Consider the following 17,031-nt stretch of genomic DNA (forward strand, 5'->3'; position numbering starts at 1 on the left):
TGTCCGCCACCGGAACCCGCCGTCGCGCCCCGGCCGAACAGCCGGTCCTGCCGCCTGCCCGAGGCCGGTTCCGGTGTGCGCCGGGGGTGGGCCTTCGGGGCTGGCCGGGCCCGCTCGCGTGAGGCCCGCTGCCGACCGCCCGGGGGCCGGCCGTGCCGCTCACTTGAGGCCGGAGCCGGCGCTCGCGTCGGGTTTCATGTCAGGCATCGGAGGCCGGTCCCGTCGGCCGGGCGAGGAGGCGCACCACCTGTCCCAGGGCCGGCACGCCGTCTGCGGGGGATGGGGTCCGCCTCCCCCACTCGCCCGACGTCCGGCCCCGGCCGGTTGAGCCTGGTCCCGGTGGTTGCCCGAGGTGCGGCCCCGGCCGAATGAGCTCCGCCCGCCGGTGGTGTGAGATCCGGTGCCGGGCCGCTGGGCTCGGACCCGCTGGTGGTGTGAGGTAACGTCCCCGACCGAAATGACTGGTCCTGGCCCCGAGCGGGCCGGGTGGGACGAGGAGAGCGCGCGCATGGCCGGCCGGGACGACGGGAACCGCCACACCGAGGCGACGGGCGGCGCGGACTCCTCATGGGCGCAGGAGCTGCTCGACCACCTGCGCCCCGCCGGGTCCGGCGTACGGCGGATCGTCGGCTGGCTGGCCACCACCCTCGACGCGACGGTGTCCCTGCTGGACCGCGGCGGCGAGCCGCTCGCCGGGGAGCGGATACCCCTGGACGAGGACCTGTTCGGCGACCTCGTCTGCGGCCGCCTCGCCTCCGCCGCCTGGGAGGGCGACGGCCGCCATCTGCGGCTCGTCAGGGTCGAACTCCCCGGGCCCAGCACGGCCGGTGTCCTCGCCGTCAGCCGGACCGCCCCCTACGACCGGCGCGCCGCCGACATCCTCCGGCGCGCCGCGAGCGTCCTGGAACTGCTGCTGCGCGCCCAGCAGACCGTGGCCACCGGAGACCGTCTCGCCCGCGCCACCGCCGACCTGCGCCTGGCGATCCTGCAACTGCTCATGGTCGAGGACATCGTCTCCGCCCGCCGGGTCGCCGCCGGACTCTGGCCCGGCCTGCTCGACACCGACACCGCCTGCGTCTACGTCGTGGAGACCAGCCCCGCCGACCGCGACCGCCTCGCCGAGGCCTGCGTCGAGGCCACCCGCGACGAGGCCCTCGTCGTCCGCTGTCCGGCCATGGACGGCCATGTCATCGTCGTCGTCCCCGACGACACCACGGCCGCCGCCCTGCGCACCGTGTGCGACGGCACCCCCGACGCCCTGCTCGGCGGCAGCGCCCGGCAGAGCCTCGCCGGCACCGCCACCGCCTACGGACAGGCCGTCAGCGCCCTCGCCGTCGCCCGCTTCCGCCCCGACCAGACCGCCGTCTACGCCGAGCGCACCCACCCCGAACGCCTGATGGACCCGGACGTCCTGCGCTCCTGGACCACCCGTCTGCTGCGCCCCCTCGACACCCTTCCGCACCACACCCGCGCCGAACTCCTCGCCACCACCCGGCTCGGTCTGGAGTTCACCGCCGTCAGCGCCGCGAAGGTGCTCGGCGTCAGCCGCAACACCGTCCGCGCCCGTATGGAACGCGTGGAGAACCTGCTCGGCACCGATTTCTCCGACCTCACGGTCCGGGCCACCGTCCATCTGGCCCTCAACACCGAGGTCGCCCTCACCGAGGACACCGCGGGCCACCCGGCCGCCCCGGCCGGGCTCGGCGACCTGCTCACCGAACCCGCCCTAGGCACCTGGGCCCGGGACCTGCTGGCCCGCCTGGACACCGACGCCCGCGATCTGCGCCGCACCCTGCGCGCCTGGATCGCCGCCGGCGGCAACGCCGAACGCGCCGCGCAACTGCTCGGCGTGCACGCCCAGACCGTGCGCGAGCACGTCCGCAGTGCCGAACCCGTCCTCGAACGCCAGCTCCTGGCCTCCGGCAGCGACCTCTACGAGGTCGTCCTCGCCCATCTCGCGACCCGCGAACTCGACCAGCCCGACCTGCGCGGGGACCGCTGACGGGCCATCGGATCGGTCATCGGGTCGGTCATGGATCGGTCATGGAATCGGGCCATCCGGACTCATCTGTGCACAAGTGAGTCCTCGGCGCCCGCGAACGGGCATCGCCACGATTCACATCCCCGTGATCAGGCACGTAGGTTCGGGGTACCGCGGGGGTGCGACCGGCACGGGGGTCTGGTCGCACCCCGCGGGTCTGCTCAGCCGCGCAGCCGGACGGGGATCCCCTGCCAGCCGAACGCGATGAACGACGGCACCTGCTCCAGTTCCCCGTCCGCTGCCCGAAGGTCCGGGAACCGCTCGAACAGGGTGCTCAGCGCGATCGACGCCTCCATCCGGGCCAGCGGCGCCCCGATGCAGCGGTGCACCCCGATCCCGAACGACAGATGGTCCTCCGCCGCCCGCGTCGCGTCGAACACGTCCGCGTCCGGACCGTAGTGCGCGGGGTCCAGATTCGCCGCGGCGTACGTCGTGATGATCGCGTCCCCGGCCGGTATCGTCACCTCGCCGACCTTCAGATCACTCACCGCGAACCGCAGCGGCAGCGAGGCGATCGACGGGTGCGCCCGCAGCGTCTCGTCGATCACCGCGTCCCAGGAGATCTCCCCGGCGCGCACCGCGGCCAGCTGCTCGGGCCGGCCCAACAGCGCCACCACCGCGTTCCCGACGAGGTTCACGGTCGTCTCGAACCCGGCCCCGATGACCAGCAGCAGCGTGTACAGCAGCTCCTCGTCGCTGAGGCGGTCCCCGTCCTCGTCGCGCACCCGGATCAGCTCGGTCGTCATGTCGTCGCCGGGATGCTCCGCCTTGTGGGCGATGAGCCCGCCGAGGACGGTGCCGATCTGTTCCTGCACGAACGCGGCGTGCTCCGGGGTGGGGTCCGAGGTGTCCATGATCGCGGCGATCAGCCGGGCGGTGGCGGGCCGCATCTCCTCCGGCACACCGAACAGTTCGCAGATGATCCGCAACGGCAGCGGGTGCGCGAACCCCGCCTTCAGGTCCACCACCTCACCGCCCCGCTCCAGCTCGTCCAGCAGCTCGGCGGTGACCGCCTCCACCCGCTCCCGCAGGGCCTCGGTGCGCCGGTGCGTGAAGCTAGGCGCCACCAGCTTGCGCAGCCGGGTGTGGTCGGCGCCGTACGTGGACAGCATGTTGACCACGCCGACCCAGCCGAGGATCCAGCCCCAGGACGGGTGCTCGCCGAGCTCCGGCCACAGCCGCCAGTGTGTACGGGGGTCCTTGCTGACCTCGGGGTCGAGGATCAGCTGTTTCAGCGTGTCGTACCGGGTGGGCGCCCAGGCGGGGATGCCGCCGGGCAGCTCGACGGGCACGACGGGGCCGAGGGCACGCAGCCGGGCGCTCTCGGCGGCGATGTCGGCGCCGAGCGGGTCGAGGGCAATGCGGTCGGTCACGGTCACGAAGGCACTCCTGGCTGGTCGGAAGAGGGCGAGCGGGGGCTGAAACGGACGGGCAGGGCGGTCAGCGAGCGGTGGAACGGCCCGGGCCGCCAGGACAGCCGGGCACGGGGCAGCACCGGGTCCAGGTCCGGCAGCCACTGGGTGAGCTGCTCGATGGCCTCCGTGACGAGCAGCAGCGTGTGCTGCTTGACCGGACAGGCGTGCGCGCCCGCGCCCCAGGACAGGTGCGAGGCGTCGTTCGGATGCCGGCCGTCGGTGACCTCCTGCTCCGAGAAGTGCCCGAGCGCCCCGTACGACACCACCACCGGCACCGCGTCCCGCAGCCACACGCCGTGGAAGGAGACGGGTCTGCGCGCGTAGTAGATGCCGTAGTTGGCCAGCGGGGTCTCGTGGTGCAGCACCTCCACCACCGCGTCCAGCACCGGGCGGGCACCGCTGGTGAGGGTGGAGTAGTAGGCCGGGTTGCCGAGGATCCGGGACAGCGTGTTGGACAGCAGGTTCGCGGTCGGCTCGTAGCCGGCGCCGAGGGTGAGGAACACCTGCCAGGTGACCTCCTCGCGGGTGAGCCGGGCCGGATGGTCCAGCAGCCGGCTCGGCAGATCGTCCCCCGGCGTCCGGGCCTTGGCGTCGATCAGTTCCAGGACGTACTGGGCGTACTGGGCCTCGCCCTCGGCGGCCTGCGCGCCGCCCTCCATCATCTTGCCCAGGCTGTCGTTGAGCCGGTCGCCCTCGTGGTCCGGCAGCCCGAACAGGTCGTTGAGCACCAGCGCCAGCAGCGGCCGCGCGAAGTCCCCGACCAGATCGGCCTCGCCGCGCGGACCGATGCGGCCGGCGAGCAGCCGTACCGCCCGGTGCACCCGGCCGCGCAGATCGTGCGGCTCCACCAGGTCGAACACGTCGATCAGCGTGGTGCGGTAGCGGACGTGCGCGGCGCCGTCGGAGAACAGCGCGTTGGGCCGCCAGCGCATCATGCCGAGCACCGGTGAGTCGACCGGGACGGTCGTCTCCCAGGCCCTCGGGTCGTGCGAGAACGTCTCCTCGTCGTGCAGCACGTCCAGCGCGGCCCGCCGGTCCGTGACCACGTACGCCGGCACCCCGGGCGCCAGCTCCGCCCAGCCCACCGGCCCCTGGGCGCGCAGCGCGCCGTAGTAGTGGCGCGGGTCCGAGGCGAAACCCTCCTCCCACAGGCGCACCGGCGCCGAACGCGAGAAGTCCCGCTGGTCCGGGGGATAGGTGGTCACCGGGCCTCCACCGGGTCACGGGTGAGCAGATGGTCGACCAGCGCCAGTAACGCGTCGATCGAGGAGTTCGCGTCCCGGGCGTCGCAGGTCACCATCGGGGTGTCCGCCTCCAGGTCCAGGGCCCGGCGCAGCCGCTCCACCCCGTGGTGCCGGGGCGCGTCCGGGAACTCGTTGAGCGCCACCGCGTACGGCAGTCCGCTCTCCTCGACCAGCCCCAGCACGTCGAACGAGGCGTCGATCCGGCGGCTGTCCACCAGGACCAGCGCGCCCAGCGCTCCGTAGGCGATGTCGTCCCACAGTGCCCGGAACCGCTCCTGTCCGGGCGTGCCGAACAGATACAGCACCACCCCGCCGGGCAGGCTCACCCGGCCGAAGTCGATGGCGACGGTCGTCGTCGTCTTGTCCCGCACGCCCGCCAGATCGTCCACCTCCGCGGACGCCTCGCTCAGGTGCTCCTCGGTGTGCAGCGGCCGGATCTCCGACACCGAGCCGATCAGCGTCGTCTTGCCCACCCCGAACGGCCCCGCGACCAGGATCTTCACCAGGTCGCGGGCGGTGTCGGGAAGATGGACGCGATCCTTCTCGCCGGGCGCGCCGGTGGTGCCCGAGGGGGCGCTAGTCGTGCTTGAGGGCGCGGAGGCCATCGGCCACTCTCTTCAGCAGGTCGGGGTCGAACCGCCCGGCGGGCGGGATGGGCGGCCGGGCGAGTACCAGGCGCCGGTCTTCGAGGTCGGCCGCCAGCACCCGCACCGCGGACACCGGGAGCCGCAGCAGCGCCGCCGCCTCCACCACGGCCAGCGAGCCGCCCTCCAGGGCCTCCAGCAGGGCGAGTCCGGCGGCGGGCAGGCCCTCGGGCGACCCTTGGGGCGGGCCCTGGCGCAGTGGTTCGCCGGTGAGGGCGAGCACCGTCAGCCGCTCCATGTGCGGGCGGCTGGGCCGGGCCACGCCCCCGGTCGACAGATACGCGGGGACCAGGGGGCGGCCGGCCGGGCGGCCGGTCATGCCGACGCGTTGTCGTCGGCTCCTCTGGGCGCGGCCGCCATGGCCTTCTCACCCAGTCGCGCCACCTGGGAGTGCACCCGGTGCGCGAGCAGGTCGAGGCGCGCCTCGACACCGCCGTACGCGGCGACACAGGTGCCGTGGTCCGTCGGCACGATGAGGACGTACCCGTGGTCGGACTCGATGACGATCTGCCGGACCTCCGCCCGTTCCCGGTCGGCGAAGGCGGCCGCGGCGGTGCGGCAGGCCCCCTGTACGGTGCTGGTGATGGCGGCCACCCGTTCGGCCGACGGCTGCGACAGCGCGTCGGTGTACCCCGTCACGAGGCCGTCCCGGGTGAGCATGACGGCGGCCACCACGTGCGGCACCTGCAGGATCGGCTCCAGCACCCATGCGGTGTCGCCCGTGTCGCGGCTGGTCATCGGGCCGCTCCTCCTTCTGCGTGGTCGGTCTGGTCGGTCTGGTCGGTGCCGTCCCCGGCCACCTGCCCGGTGGCCGGCTCGTCCGCGCCGGAGCGGGCCGCCGCGGTACCGGACTGGAGCGCGCCGAGTGCGGCGGCGGCCTCCTCCGGACGGCGGGCCGGCCGGACGGCCGCGGAGTCCTCGGGTACGGCCACCCGGGAACGGCGGCGGCGCTGGGGCAGGCCGTCGGCGTCCCGGGAGCCGTGGTGCCCGGCGGGCTCCGCGACCGGGTTCTCCGTTCCGTACGTGGGGGAGGGGGCCGTGCGTTCAGGGGCCGGCCTGCGCGTGGTGCGCGGGGTGCTGGCCGCCGGGGGCCGCTCCTCGGGGTCGACCTTGCTGAGCAGATGGCTGTCGACACGCAGCACCGCGCGCACCCCGCCGTAGGGGGAGGCCGAGGAGACGTCGACGCCCAGGTCGAACTGGCGGGTGAGGCGGCCGATCGCGGCCAGTCCCATGCGCGGCGGATCGCCCAGCGCGGTCAGCAGGATCGGCTCGTCGCCGGCCACCAGCCGCTGGGCGCGCTCGCGTTCGTCGTGGGTCATGCCGAGGCCCGCGTCGTCGATGGTGACGCACACCCCGTGGTGGACGTGCTCCAGGCCGACCACGACGTCGGTGTCGGGGGAGGAGTGCCGCAGCGCGTTGTCGAGCAGTTCGGCGACGATGATCGCGACCGGCTCCACGGCGTGCGAGACGAGGGCGGTGCCGGGCTCCAGATGGTTGTGGACCCGCACCCGCTGATAGCCCGCGAGCCGGGCCTGGCCGCCCGTCACCGCGTCCACGACGTGGGACTCCTCGCGGGCGAGCCCCACCCAGGCCCCGCAGACCACCGCGGTGACCTGGGCGCGGCGCAGCGACTGCTCGTTCTCGTGGTCGAGCCGGAACAGGGTCTGGGCCAGCTCCGGGTCGTCGTAGCGCTGTTGCAGCACGCGCAGGGCGTCCTGGAGGCGGTACAGCGCCGCCTGGATCTCCCGGGTGGCGCCGCGCATCCCGGCCTGCGCGGCGGCGTCGACCCGGGTGCGCTGGGAGAGCACCTCGGACTGGAGCGCGAGCAGCACGTTCTCCAGGGCGATGCCGAGCGGGGTGCCGACCGTCAACGGCTGGAGCGGGCCCGGGACGTCGAGATGCCGATGAGCCACCTGGCGGGCGGCGGCGGGTACGCGCTGGGCCGCCAGATGTTCGACCTCGGCCGTGAACGCCCGCACGGTGCCGTCGAGTCGGGTGCGCAGGGCGGCTATCTCGGCGTGCGCGCGGGCGCGTTGCCGCCGGGCCCGCAGCAGGCCGCCGCCCAGGGCGAGCGCGGACAGTGTGCCGACGGCCAGACCGCCGGCCACCAGGTCCGGTAATTCGATCATCGATTCGGGTTCCAGAAGGGTCGCATCGGGGTACTCGCAGCACAGTACACACCGTCATGGGCCGATCTCGCACGGTTGGACGAGTGTTCACTCCGAAAGCGACCGGCATCTGTTCGCTTCTGTGCCGAGTGCCTGAAATGCCGTTGCCCATCGCTGAGTTGAAAACCCCGGGAGCGGCCCCGTTCCGGGCGACGCGCTAGTCCGCGCCGAGCGGGGTCAGCACGGCCAGCGTGCCGTTGGCCTGGCGCAGCGCCAGTTCCAGCGTGCCGGGCGCGTGCAGGGCGCCGGTCCCGTCCGGTGGCACGAGCCACTCCAGGAACCGGGCCGGCCGGTACGGCGGAGGCACCGCGACCCAGGAACCCCGGCGGGCGTGCCGCAGCCCCGCCCCGATCCACCGGCTGCCGGGGTCGGGCGGCAGGAAGAAGCCCACCCGGTGGGCCGCCGTGTCCACCAGTGTCGGCCCGGGCACCGGCAGCGCCGGCTGCCACAGCAGATCCAGCGTGAGCAGACCGAGCCGGTCCGGGACGCTCAGCACGTCCCAGTACCGGCCCGCCTGGAGCAGGGCGATCCCGTCGCCCTGGTCCCACTCCCGTTTGCAGACCCGAGGGTCCGTCGCCGCGGCGGAGAGCCACTCCACGCCGCGTTCCCACATCACATCGCTCATCGTCCGGCTCCGTGTGCTGTCCCCAGGACCCGGCAACGGACCAGCGCGGCACCGGGCAAAGCCGTCGGCCGCACTGTGCCGACTCGGCGTATGCATGCTGGTAGATATTTCTACCTGGCGGAAGGGGTGGCGGACCGTGGCGTTTTGGTCTGTTTCGTTCGACTTTCGCGCCGGTGTTCGGGAAGGGGTGGCGGCGCGCCCTAGTGGTCGTTCTCCAGGTGCAGCTTGAGCAGGTCCACGCCGTAGTCGCCGCCGTTGGGGGTGCGGATGATGGTGTGGATGTGGTGCTGGCTGGGGTTGCGGTTCTGGGTCTCGTAGGCGATCGGGGACTGGGCGTCGTACTCGATCAGGACCACCGGACCGTGCACGCGGTAGTAGAAGGCGGAGGAATCCTCCATCTCGCCGATCCAGGAGAAGTAGGTGTCGTCGAGGTGCTTCTCGACCTCCGTCATCTTCACCTCGGCGTGGCCGTCGTCCAGGTTGCCGACATAGACGCGGACGAGGTCGAGGAGGTTGTTCCGCTGCGCCTCGGTCCAGTCCTTGGCCGCCAGCCCCTGGTAGGCGATCTGGGCGTTGTCCTGTCCGGCGCCGGCCTTGAAGTTGTCGCCGGCCTTGGTCTCCGAGGAGACGACCTTCTTCCGCTGGGCGGCGGTCAGTGACCGCAGCAGCTTCAGCCCGGCCCTGGTCTCGGTCCTGAAGAGGGTGATCTTCTCGCCGTTGTAGGTGGCGGAGGTCGGCTCCGAGCCCATGAAGGTCGGTGTCATCACGACCTGGTCGCCGAGGACGAAGTAGTTGATGGCCAGGTGGTGGCCCTCGTACTGGAAGCCCCAGGGCTCGGTGGTGGACGGGGTCCCCATGAAGGTGAAGAAGTACGCGCCCTCGGTGAGGGTCTCCTTGCCGCCGCCGCTGTACTCGCCCAGGTAGCCGTTGAGCTTCATGATGTTGCGGGACCGGGTGAGCCCGTCGGCGGACAGGGCGGCGCCGAGCAGGGCGTAACCGAGGTTCCGCTGCTTCTCGGTCAGGTCTCCCATCCGGGCGCCCTGACGCTCGTACCCGTCGACGTTGCTCCACTTCAGCCACTCGTCGTCGTCCACGTCGAAGACGGACGCCTTGCGCTCCTTGCTGGTCAGCCCGTCCAGGAACGCCTGCGCGGCCTGTACCACCTTGTCGGTGGAGACGTCGGTCGAGTGGATGGAGTACAGGTCGTCGACGACCTTGCCGTCCGTGGTGACCCCGACGAAGTCCGCGTACTTGACCTCGCTCGCCCCGGGACCCATGCCCCCGGCGCCGCCGCCGGGCCCTCCGGAGGGCATGCCCGAGGGCATCCCGCCGCCCGGGGCGCCGTACGAGGCGGAGGCCGCCGTGCCGGAGGAGTTCGAGGAGCATCCCGTCATCGTCGCCACGGCGGCGACTCCGCCGGCGAGCAGCGCCTTGTTCATGAACCAGCGGCGGCTGCGCTCGGCTTCGGGGGTGCGGGGTCGGTGTCCGTGGTCGTGTCCATGCATGCGGTCGAGGCTCCAGGGCCCAGCTGAAGCGAACCTGAAGACGACCGCACACCGTCCGTGACGCTCCCCCCGACGCCCCTCCGTCGCGGCTTTCGTCGCGTCCGGCGTCACACCCGTCGGCCACCGCCCTGCGGCAACGGCAGCGGCGGATCGGCCTGGCGCAGCTCGGCCAGCAGCTCGTTCTGGCCCGCGAGGAGTTCGGTGAGGATCCGGCGGGCCGCCCGCAGCAATTCGGCCACGTCGCCGCCCGCGAGCGCGTAGCTCACCGTCGACCCCTCCCGTATCGACACCACGATCCCGGAGCGGCGCAGCACGGCCAGCTGCTGGGACAGACTGGACGGTTCGATCTCGATCTCGGTGAGCAGGTCCCGTACGGGGACGGGGCCGCCCTGCAGCAGTTCGAGGACCCGGATGCGCACCGGGTGCCCGAGCATGCGGAAGAACTCGGCCTTGGCCTGATAGAGGGGGACCTGCATGGTCAATCGCTCGCTCCTGCCGCGTTCGCCGGATGGTTCCCGCCCGCGCGGCGGCCCGGCGTCGTACGCCGCCGCGCGTGGTCCTGCGTCGGGATCCCCTCCCGATCCTCCTGGTTGGGGGCTCCGCACACCCGTGTGATGCGCTGATCTGGATGTGTCGAGATGAAGAAATCTTCAATTCGTGGGCGTGCGAAGCCGAGGACCGTGGAGGTGTCTACACCTCGATCTCGTTCTCGATGCGCTTGAGCTGGTGGCGGGCCATCGCCAGGTTGGAGCGCTCCCGGTCCAGGACGAGATAGATGAACAGCCCGCTGCCCGTACGGCCCTTGACGAGCCGGATCAGGTGGTACTGGCTGCCCAGGGTGATCAGGATGTCCTCGATCTCGCCCTTCAGGCCCAGGTGTTCCATGGTGCGGACCTTGGCCCGGATCACATCGGTGTTGCCCGCGGCGGCGACGGCCAGGTCGAGGTCCTTGCCGCCGCCCATCGTGCCGAGGGCCATCCCGCTCGTGTAGTCCACGACGGCGGCTCCCATCGCGCCCTCCACCGCGGTCATCATCTCCTTGAGAGAGATCTCCACATTCGCCATGGCGTCCTCCTGCCGGTTGCACGGGCCCGCACTCCTCCGGTCCCGCTGGTGCCTCCGAACGTACGGACCGCGTCCGCCTCGAGGGCCGCGTGCTCCGGGACTGGCCCAAGGACGTTCGAAACACGAAGATCCACGCGACTTTTTGACCGCCGGGATGTGGGAGTTGACCGGGTGCCCCTCGCTTGCGGTGGGTCGGCTCGGCGGGCAGGCTTCCGTGGCGTGGCCACCTTGCTGATCGTCCATCACACCCCGTCCCCCCACTGCCAGGCGATGTTCGAGGCGGTGGTCTCAGGGGCGACCGACCCGGAGATCGAGGGCGTACGGGTGGTCCGGCGGGCCGCCCTCGCCGCCACCGCCTCGGACGTCCTGGAGGCCGACGGCTACCTGCTCGGCACGCCCGCGAACCTCGGGTACATGTCGGGCGCGCTCAAGCACTTCTTCGACCAGGTCTACTACCCCTGCCTGGACACCACCCGGGGCCGCCCCTTCGGCTACTACGTCCACGGCGGCAACGACGTCACCGGCGCCGTACGCGCCGTCGAGACCGTCACCACCGGCCTCGGCTGGCGCCGCGCCGCCGAACCGGTCGCCGTCACCGGGGAACCCGGCAAGGGCGATCTCCGGGCCTGCTGGGAGCTGGGCGCGACGATGGCCGCGGGCCTGATGGAGTGAGCCGGGCTCAGTCCCAGAGCGGGTAGGTCACCACACGCGGGAAGTGGTCCGGCCGGGCCCCGGTGTAGGTGAGGGTCATCCGGCTGTAGTGCCGCACCTGAGGGTGCTTCTTCCACGGCTTGGGATGGTCGAGCCTCACCTTCACGGCGTACGGGTGGAAGTGCCCGGCCGCGCAGTACGGTACGCAGTCGTTGACGACGTTGACCCCGCCCGCCCGTGCCGACCGCGTGCCCCAGTGGTTCCAGTGCAGCGAGGTCAGCCTGCTGTTGCCGTCGCCGCAGGCCAGCACGAAGGCGCTCGGCCGGACCTGCGGGTGCCAGAAGCAGTCCACCAGGACCGGCACGGCCACCTGCCGTGCCCCGGCCGACGGCGCGCCCGGCGCGGCCGAGGCGGTGCCGATCGCCGCGGTCAGTCCCAGCGCCGCACAGAGCATCACCGCTGTCCTCGTGAGGTGTCGCATGTCGGCTCCCGCCCGCCCGTCCCGGGGCCGGGTGCGTCCCGGGGAGTTCGGTACCGACGGTACGACGATGTGCGCAGGACGACCACTCGAACGGAGCAGTGCCGACCCGTAGGCGTGACCCGCCGATGGCGGGGCGGCCGAAAATGTGCGTCCACCGGGCCGAATCCCCAGTCGGGCATGGTCATTTCCGGCCGAAGTTTTGGCATTCCCATGACAAAGCTGTGCACCCAGTGCCACTCTGCTGCGGGCATTCACCGTTCCTTCACATGCACCTCATGAGGTGCATGCCCGTCCACCCCCCACTCCATCACCCCCCACCTCCTTCCACCCGCCAGCCGTGCAGCGCTCCGGACCGGCCCATCCCGTCGGTCCGCCCCCCATCGGCCTCCACCCGAGGCCGACCGTCGCACCGAAGGAGAACCCGTTGCCCCGGCGACACCGTGCCACCCCCCGGCGCAGACGCGCCTCACTCATCGCCCTCACCACCGCCGGCACCCTGCTGACCCTCGGGGTGCAGACCGGCGCCGCCTCGGCGGCACCCGACCCGGGCCCCCGCAAGATCACCGCCACGCCCCGCGCCGGTGCCGAACCGACCGCCCTGTCTCCCGCCCGCCGCGCCTCGCTGATCAAGAGCGCGCAGACCGCGGCCGGCACGACGGCCCAGCGGATCGGCCTCGGCGGCCAGGAGAAGCTGGTCGCCAAGGACGTCATCAAGGACGCCGACGGCACCACCCACACCCGCTACGAGCGCACCTACGCCGGGCTGCCCGTCCGCGGCGGTGACCTGGTCGTGCACGACAGGAGCGGCCGCACCACCGTGACGAAGGCGAGCGGTGCCACCCTCAAGGTGTCCTCGCTCACCCCGAAGCTCTCCGCCTCGAACGCCACCGGCAAAGCCCTCGCCGCCTCGAAGAAGGCCGACGTCAAGGGCTCGAAGACCGAGAACGCGCCCCGACTGGTCGTCTGGGCCGGCACCGGCAAGCCCGTCCTGGCCTGGGAGACCGTCGTCGAGGGCGTCCAGGAGGACGGCACCCCGAGCGAACTCCAGGTCGTCACCGACGCCACCACGGGCAAGCAGATCCAGGCCGCGGAGAAGGTGCACACCGGCACCGGCACCGGCCAGTACGTCGGCACGGTCCCGCTCGGCACCACCCTGTCCGGATCGACGTACCAGCTCACCGACCCCGACCGCGCCGGGCACAAGACGTACGACCTCAACCAGGGCACCTCGGGCACCGGGACACTGTTCACGGACGACAACGATGTCTGGGGCAACGGTCTGCCGTCCAACCGCCAGACCGCCGGTGTCGACGTGGCCTTCGGTGCCGCCGCCACCTGGGACTACTACAAAGAGGTTTACGGCCGCAACGGCATCCGTAACGACGGGGTCGCCGCCTACAGCCGCGCCCACTACGGCAGCAGCTATGTCAACGCCTTCTGGCAGGACAGCTGCTTCTGCATGACGTACGGCGACGGCTCGGGCAACACCCACCCGCTGACCGCCCTCGACGTGGCCGCCCACGAGATGAGCCACGGCGTCACCGCCGCCACCGCCAACCTCACCTACTCCGGGGAGTCCGGCGGCCTGAACGAGGCGACCTCGGACATCTTCGCCGCGGCCGTCGAGTTCTACGAGAACCTCCCGGCCGACCCCGGTGACTACCTCGTCGGCGAGAAGATCGACATCAACGGCAACGGCACCCCGCTCCGCTACATGGACAAGCCCTCCAAGGACGGCTCCTCCCGCGACAGCTGGAGCTCCACCCTGGGCAGCGTCGACGTCCACTACTCCTCGGGCCCCGCGAACCACTTCTTCTACCTGCTCTCCGAGGGCAGCGGCGCCAAGACGATCAACGGCGTCTCCTACGACAGCCCGACCTACGACGGCCAGGCCGTGACCGGCATCGGCATCACCAACGCCGCCGCCATCTGGTACCGGGCGCTGACGACATACATGACCTCGTCGACGAACTACGCCGGTGCCCGCACCGCCACCCTCTCGGCCGCCGCCGACCTCTTCGGCGCCTACAGCCCGACCTACCTCGCCGTCGCGGACGCCTGGGCGGCCATCAACGTCGGCAGCCGGATCGCCCTCGGCGTCAACGTCGCCCCGATCGCCGACCAGACCAGCGGCATCGGCCAGGCGGTCAGCCTCCAGGTGGACGCCTACACCACCAACTCGGGCGCCGGCCTGACCTACGAGGCGACCGGACTGCCGGACGGGCTGAGCATCAGCGCGAGCGGTCTGATCTCGGGCACGCCGACCACCCTGGGCACCGGTGACGTGACCCTCAAGGTCACCGACAGCACGGGGGCGTCCGTCACGGACACCTTCAGCTGGCGGATCGCGTACATCTACGCCAACGCCACCCGGGTCGACATCCCCGACAACGGCGCCGCCGTCGAGTCCCCGGTCACCATCACCGGCCGCGACGGCAACGCCTCCGCCACCACCTCGGTCTACGTCAACATCGTCCACACCTACCGCGGTGACCTGACGGTCGACCTCGTCGGCCCGAACGGCACGGTCTACTCGCTGCTCAACCGCAGCGGCGGCTCCGCCGACAACGTCGACCAGACCTTCACCGTCGACGCCTCCGCCCAGCCGCTCAACGGCACCTGGAAGCTCCGCGTCCAGGACCGCGCCTCGATCGACGTGGGCTACATCCAGAACTGGCAGCTGACGCCCTGACCCCGATACCCCCCTGACCTCGAGGGGTTACCCGACCTGAGGCCAGGGGAACGCTCCACCACCGCCGCCCGGCCCCTCGAGGGTCCGGGCGGCGGCCCGGGTCGGGCCCCTCACCGCTGGGGAGCGGCGTCCGCCGCGAGCTGCGCCAGGGGAGTGCCGCCGGCCCACAGCAGCAACCGGGGGCCGTCGATCAGATACGTGTGGCCCCGGCGCGCGGCCCACACCTCGTCGCGGTGGGTGAACGTGCCCCGGTGCACCACGAGCCGCAGCGCCGGAGCGGCCCAGCCGCGTGCCGCCGCCCGCGTCCGGCAGGAACAGGCCTCGTCCTCGTCGGGCAGCGGTTCCGCCACCGGACGGAACGCCACGTCGAGCACTCGCCCCCGGTCGTCCCGGGCGGCGAGATGCAGCGCGTCGTGGCGCGGCGGCGGCAGCACCCGCCAGCCGTCCCGCCGCAGCATCCGGGCCACCGCCACCACCAGCGCCGGCATGTCCAGCTCCGCCAGCTCCTCCGGGGTGTAGCGACCCCCGCGCCGCCGGGCGTACGGCCGTGAGCGGCGCCGCAGGGCCGCACCGGCGACCGCCGGCACCACCAGGACCGGGACACAGGCCCAGGGGCCGCACCATCGGAAGACCAGCGCCAGCCCCACGACCAGCGCGCACACGGCCACGATCAGCAGGGCCAGCGCGGGCAGGACCTCCCGTAACCGGGGCCCGTCACGGCCCGCCGCACGCAGCTCCCGCACCGCGCGGCGCCGCCGGGCCCGCCCCGACTCGTCCTCCGGTAATCGCTCCAGCCCGCCTGCCGTCACGGTCGCCCCCCAGCCCGTACGCCCCGATGTGCGAGTGAGAGCGGGCTACCCGTCGACACGCCGCCGATGCGGAAAACGCTTCCGTGCGCCCCTGTGCGCCCCGCGTTCCTGGCCGAGGACCGCTCTCACGGCTCCCACCGCTCCGGCCCCGGCCCGGACGGACCTGGACGCCGGCCCGGGTGCCGGTCGGGGGCGTCGTCGGTGGGGCGTTGTCAGTGGCGCGTGCCAAGCTGCTGGTCATGGACGAGGCTGAGTTCTTGCGGGGCCGGGTGTACGGCGCCGACCACGACGACGCGGGCCCCCGCCCGGACCGTGCGTACGCCGAGCTGGTGGGCGGCCCGCTCGACGGCCTGCTGCTCGACGTCACGGACCGCATCGACCACGAGTCCGGCGAGGTGGAACTCCCCACGGAGATAGGCCGCTACGGCCCCGGCGGCCGGACCCTGTACGTGCGGCGCCCCACCGACGCCGCGCGCTTCGACTGGCGCGGCGACGCTCCCGGCACCCCCTGAGGGGAGACCCCGTCCCGTCGTATGCCGCGCACCCCCTGTCCCTCGGGTACTGGCGCGACTTCGGTGACCACCGGCCGTCCGAGAAGCGGCGTGAGATCGCGCTGCGCGCCGTCGGCCTCGGGATCACCCATCACGATCAGGAACTCACCGAGCTGGGCTGAGCCCGGGGTGCCCTCGCGCGGAGTTGGCCGGAAGTGTGTTCGTTCGATCGTACGAACATTCTTGCGGTGGGGTTACTTCTCCGCCGACGGCTTGATAGGAAACTTTCCTGTCAGTTCAGTCCGGCGACACAGCAGCACACCAGCACAGGCACAGACTCGCCCCACCCCCCACTTCCCCCTGGAGTCACCGTGGTGCCCATTCCCGCCTCCCGCCGTACCTTCCTCGCCCTCACCGGCGCCCTGGCCGGGGCCGTCGCGGCCGCCCCGCTGCTCGCCCCGTCCCGGGCGGGCGCCGTGACCGCGGCCGGGCTCGACGCCCCGGCGAAGAAGGAGATCGCGATGAAGCTGGTCTCGAGCGCGGAGAACTCCTCGCTCGACTGGAAGGCCCAGTACAAGTACATCGAGGACATCGGCGACGGCCGCGGCTACACCGCCGGGATCATCGGCTTCTGCTCCGGCACCGGCGACATGCTCGACCTCGTGGAGCTCTACACCGACCGCAAGCCCGGCAACGTCCTCGCCAAGTACCTCCCGGCGCTCCGCTCGGTCGACGGCAGCGACTCCCACGCGGGGCTCGACCCGAACTACCCCAAGGACTGGCGCAAGGCCGCCCAGGACACCGCGTTCCAGCAGGCGCAGAACGACGAACGCGACCGGGTCTACTTCAACCCGGCCGTCAAGCAGGGCAAGGCGGACGGTCTGCGGGCCCTGGGCCAGTTCACGTACTACGACGCGATCGTGATGCACGGCGACGGCGACGACCCCACCAGCTTCCGCAACATCCGCAAGCGGGCCCTGCGCAGCGCCAAGCCGCCGGCCCAGGGCGGCAACGAGACGACGTACCTCAACGCCTTCCTCGACGCGCGCGTCTGGGCCATGAAACAGGAGGAGGCGCACAGCGACACCAGCCGCGTCGACACCGCCCAGCGGGTCTTCCTGCACAAGGGCAACCTCGACCTCGACCCGCCGCTGGACTGGAAGGTCTACGGCGACAGCTACCACCTCGCCTAGGGCGTGT

The 17,031-nt window shown here is 72.2% G+C and carries 17 protein-coding genes; 5 read left to right on the forward strand and 12 right to left on the reverse strand.

Annotated elements, in window-relative coordinates; translation table 11 throughout:
* The first annotated feature begins 508 nt into the window (after nt 1-508).
* On the forward strand, nt 509-2,002 hold the full coding sequence (locus AQJ64_RS37825; RefSeq protein WP_055633301.1) for a helix-turn-helix domain-containing protein: 1,494 nt from the start codon (nt 509-511) through the stop codon (nt 2,000-2,002).
* A 200-nt stretch (nt 2,003-2,202) separates the two neighbouring features.
* Here AQJ64_RS37825 and AQJ64_RS37830 read toward each other — a convergent pair whose 3' ends face one another.
* The 10 genes from AQJ64_RS37830 to AQJ64_RS37875 form a co-directional block, all read right to left on the reverse strand.
* Complete coding sequence (locus AQJ64_RS37830; protein ID WP_055633300.1) at nt 2,203-3,420, reverse strand: cytochrome P450 family protein; 1,218 nt, start codon at nt 3,418-3,420, stop codon at nt 2,203-2,205.
* Nucleotides 3,417-4,661, reverse strand: coding sequence for a cytochrome P450 family protein (locus tag AQJ64_RS37835; RefSeq protein WP_055633299.1), 1,245 nt, complete (start codon nt 4,659-4,661; stop codon nt 3,417-3,419). Before AQJ64_RS37835 ends, AQJ64_RS37830 begins: the two co-directional genes overlap by 4 nt.
* On the reverse strand, nt 4,658-5,305 hold the full coding sequence (locus AQJ64_RS37840; RefSeq protein WP_055633298.1) for a GTP-binding protein: 648 nt from the start codon (nt 5,303-5,305) through the stop codon (nt 4,658-4,660). Before AQJ64_RS37840 ends, AQJ64_RS37835 begins: the two co-directional genes overlap by 4 nt.
* Entirely contained in the window at nt 5,277-5,663 is a 387-nt protein-coding gene (locus tag AQJ64_RS37845) for a DUF742 domain-containing protein (protein ID WP_055633297.1), read from the reverse strand. Before AQJ64_RS37845 ends, AQJ64_RS37840 begins: the two co-directional genes overlap by 29 nt.
* Nucleotides 5,660-6,082, reverse strand: coding sequence for a roadblock/LC7 domain-containing protein (locus AQJ64_RS37850; protein WP_055633296.1), 423 nt, complete (start codon nt 6,080-6,082; stop codon nt 5,660-5,662). Before AQJ64_RS37850 ends, AQJ64_RS37845 begins: the two co-directional genes overlap by 4 nt.
* Nucleotides 6,079-7,473 carry an ATP-binding protein gene (locus AQJ64_RS37855; RefSeq protein ID WP_055633295.1) on the reverse strand — a complete coding sequence of 465 codons (1,395 nt, stop codon included), beginning with the start codon at nt 7,471-7,473 and terminating at the stop codon, nt 6,079-6,081. The genes AQJ64_RS37850 and AQJ64_RS37855 overlap by 4 nt, the downstream gene beginning before the upstream one ends.
* Nucleotides 7,474-7,669: 196 nt before the next feature.
* The gene (locus AQJ64_RS37860; protein ID WP_055633294.1) at nt 7,670-8,137 is read right to left on the reverse strand and encodes a hypothetical protein; all 468 of its coding nucleotides are present in this window, start codon (nt 8,135-8,137) and stop codon (nt 7,670-7,672) included.
* A 200-nt stretch (nt 8,138-8,337) separates the two neighbouring features.
* Nucleotides 8,338-9,642 carry a DUF3500 domain-containing protein gene (locus tag AQJ64_RS37865; protein ID WP_063788697.1) on the reverse strand — a complete coding sequence of 435 codons (1,305 nt, stop codon included), beginning with the start codon at nt 9,640-9,642 and terminating at the stop codon, nt 8,338-8,340.
* 107 nt (nt 9,643-9,749) lie between these two features.
* Complete coding sequence (locus tag AQJ64_RS37870) at nt 9,750-10,118, reverse strand: ArsR/SmtB family transcription factor (RefSeq protein ID WP_055633309.1); 369 nt, start codon at nt 10,116-10,118, stop codon at nt 9,750-9,752.
* A 214-nt stretch (nt 10,119-10,332) separates the two neighbouring features.
* A complete protein-coding gene (locus AQJ64_RS37875; protein ID WP_055633293.1) occupies nt 10,333-10,707 on the reverse strand; it encodes a roadblock/LC7 domain-containing protein in 375 nt (124 codons plus the stop codon).
* Between the two features lie 219 nt (nt 10,708-10,926).
* On the opposite strand from AQJ64_RS37875, the gene AQJ64_RS37880 reads away from it, so the two are divergent.
* On the forward strand, nt 10,927-11,379 hold the full coding sequence (locus AQJ64_RS37880) for a flavodoxin family protein (protein ID WP_055633292.1): 453 nt from the start codon (nt 10,927-10,929) through the stop codon (nt 11,377-11,379).
* 7 nt (nt 11,380-11,386) lie between these two features.
* Here AQJ64_RS37880 and AQJ64_RS37885 read toward each other — a convergent pair whose 3' ends face one another.
* Nucleotides 11,387-11,839: a hypothetical protein gene (locus AQJ64_RS37885; RefSeq protein WP_055633291.1), complete on the reverse strand. Its 453-nt coding sequence runs from the start codon at nt 11,837-11,839 to the stop codon at nt 11,387-11,389.
* A gap of 424 nt (nt 11,840-12,263) precedes the next feature.
* Between AQJ64_RS37885 and AQJ64_RS37890 the strand changes: the two genes are divergently transcribed.
* Nucleotides 12,264-14,531, forward strand: a complete 2,268-nt coding sequence (locus AQJ64_RS37890; protein WP_059203370.1) for a M4 family metallopeptidase — start codon at nt 12,264-12,266, stop codon at nt 14,529-14,531.
* 110 nt (nt 14,532-14,641) lie between these two features.
* Here AQJ64_RS37890 and AQJ64_RS37895 read toward each other — a convergent pair whose 3' ends face one another.
* Complete coding sequence (locus AQJ64_RS37895; RefSeq protein WP_240512870.1) at nt 14,642-15,340, reverse strand: hypothetical protein; 699 nt, start codon at nt 15,338-15,340, stop codon at nt 14,642-14,644.
* A 239-nt stretch (nt 15,341-15,579) separates the two neighbouring features.
* On the opposite strand from AQJ64_RS37895, the gene AQJ64_RS37900 reads away from it, so the two are divergent.
* Together AQJ64_RS37900 and AQJ64_RS37905 are read left to right on the forward strand one after the other, a co-directional pair.
* Nucleotides 15,580-15,852: a hypothetical protein gene (locus tag AQJ64_RS37900; RefSeq protein WP_055637264.1), complete on the forward strand. Its 273-nt coding sequence runs from the start codon at nt 15,580-15,582 to the stop codon at nt 15,850-15,852.
* A 350-nt stretch (nt 15,853-16,202) separates the two neighbouring features.
* Entirely contained in the window at nt 16,203-17,024 is an 822-nt protein-coding gene (locus AQJ64_RS37905) for a chitosanase (RefSeq protein ID WP_055637260.1), read from the forward strand.
* The last annotated feature ends 7 nt before the right edge of the window (nt 17,025-17,031 follow it).

The sequence above is a fragment of the Streptomyces griseoruber genome (assembly GCF_001514205.1).
In the GTDB taxonomy this organism is placed as follows: Bacteria; Actinomycetota; Actinomycetes; order Streptomycetales; family Streptomycetaceae; genus Streptomyces; species Streptomyces griseoruber.

Coding starts and splice junctions, on each gene's coding strand:
- AQJ64_RS37825 (WP_055633301.1), top strand. CDS start 509: ATGGCCGGCCGGGACGACGGGAACCGCCACACCGAGGCGACGGGCGGC.
- AQJ64_RS37840 (WP_055633298.1), bottom strand. CDS start 5,305: ATGGCCTCCGCGCCCTCAAGCACGACTAGCGCCCCCTCGGGCACCACC.
- AQJ64_RS37845 (WP_055633297.1), bottom strand. CDS start 5,663: ATGACCGGCCGCCCGGCCGGCCGCCCCCTGGTCCCCGCGTATCTGTCG.
- AQJ64_RS37850 (WP_055633296.1), bottom strand. CDS start 6,082: ATGACCAGCCGCGACACGGGCGACACCGCATGGGTGCTGGAGCCGATC.
- AQJ64_RS37855 (WP_055633295.1), bottom strand. CDS start 7,473: ATGATCGAATTACCGGACCTGGTGGCCGGCGGTCTGGCCGTCGGCACA.
- AQJ64_RS37860 (WP_055633294.1), bottom strand. CDS start 8,137: ATGAGCGATGTGATGTGGGAACGCGGCGTGGAGTGGCTCTCCGCCGCG.
- AQJ64_RS37865 (WP_063788697.1), bottom strand. CDS start 9,642: ATGCATGGACACGACCACGGACACCGACCCCGCACCCCCGAAGCCGAG.
- AQJ64_RS37870 (WP_055633309.1), bottom strand. CDS start 10,118: ATGCAGGTCCCCCTCTATCAGGCCAAGGCCGAGTTCTTCCGCATGCTC.
- AQJ64_RS37875 (WP_055633293.1), bottom strand. CDS start 10,707: ATGGCGAATGTGGAGATCTCTCTCAAGGAGATGATGACCGCGGTGGAG.
- AQJ64_RS37885 (WP_055633291.1), bottom strand. CDS start 11,839: ATGCGACACCTCACGAGGACAGCGGTGATGCTCTGTGCGGCGCTGGGA.
- AQJ64_RS37900 (WP_055637264.1), top strand. CDS start 15,580: ATGGACGAGGCTGAGTTCTTGCGGGGCCGGGTGTACGGCGCCGACCAC.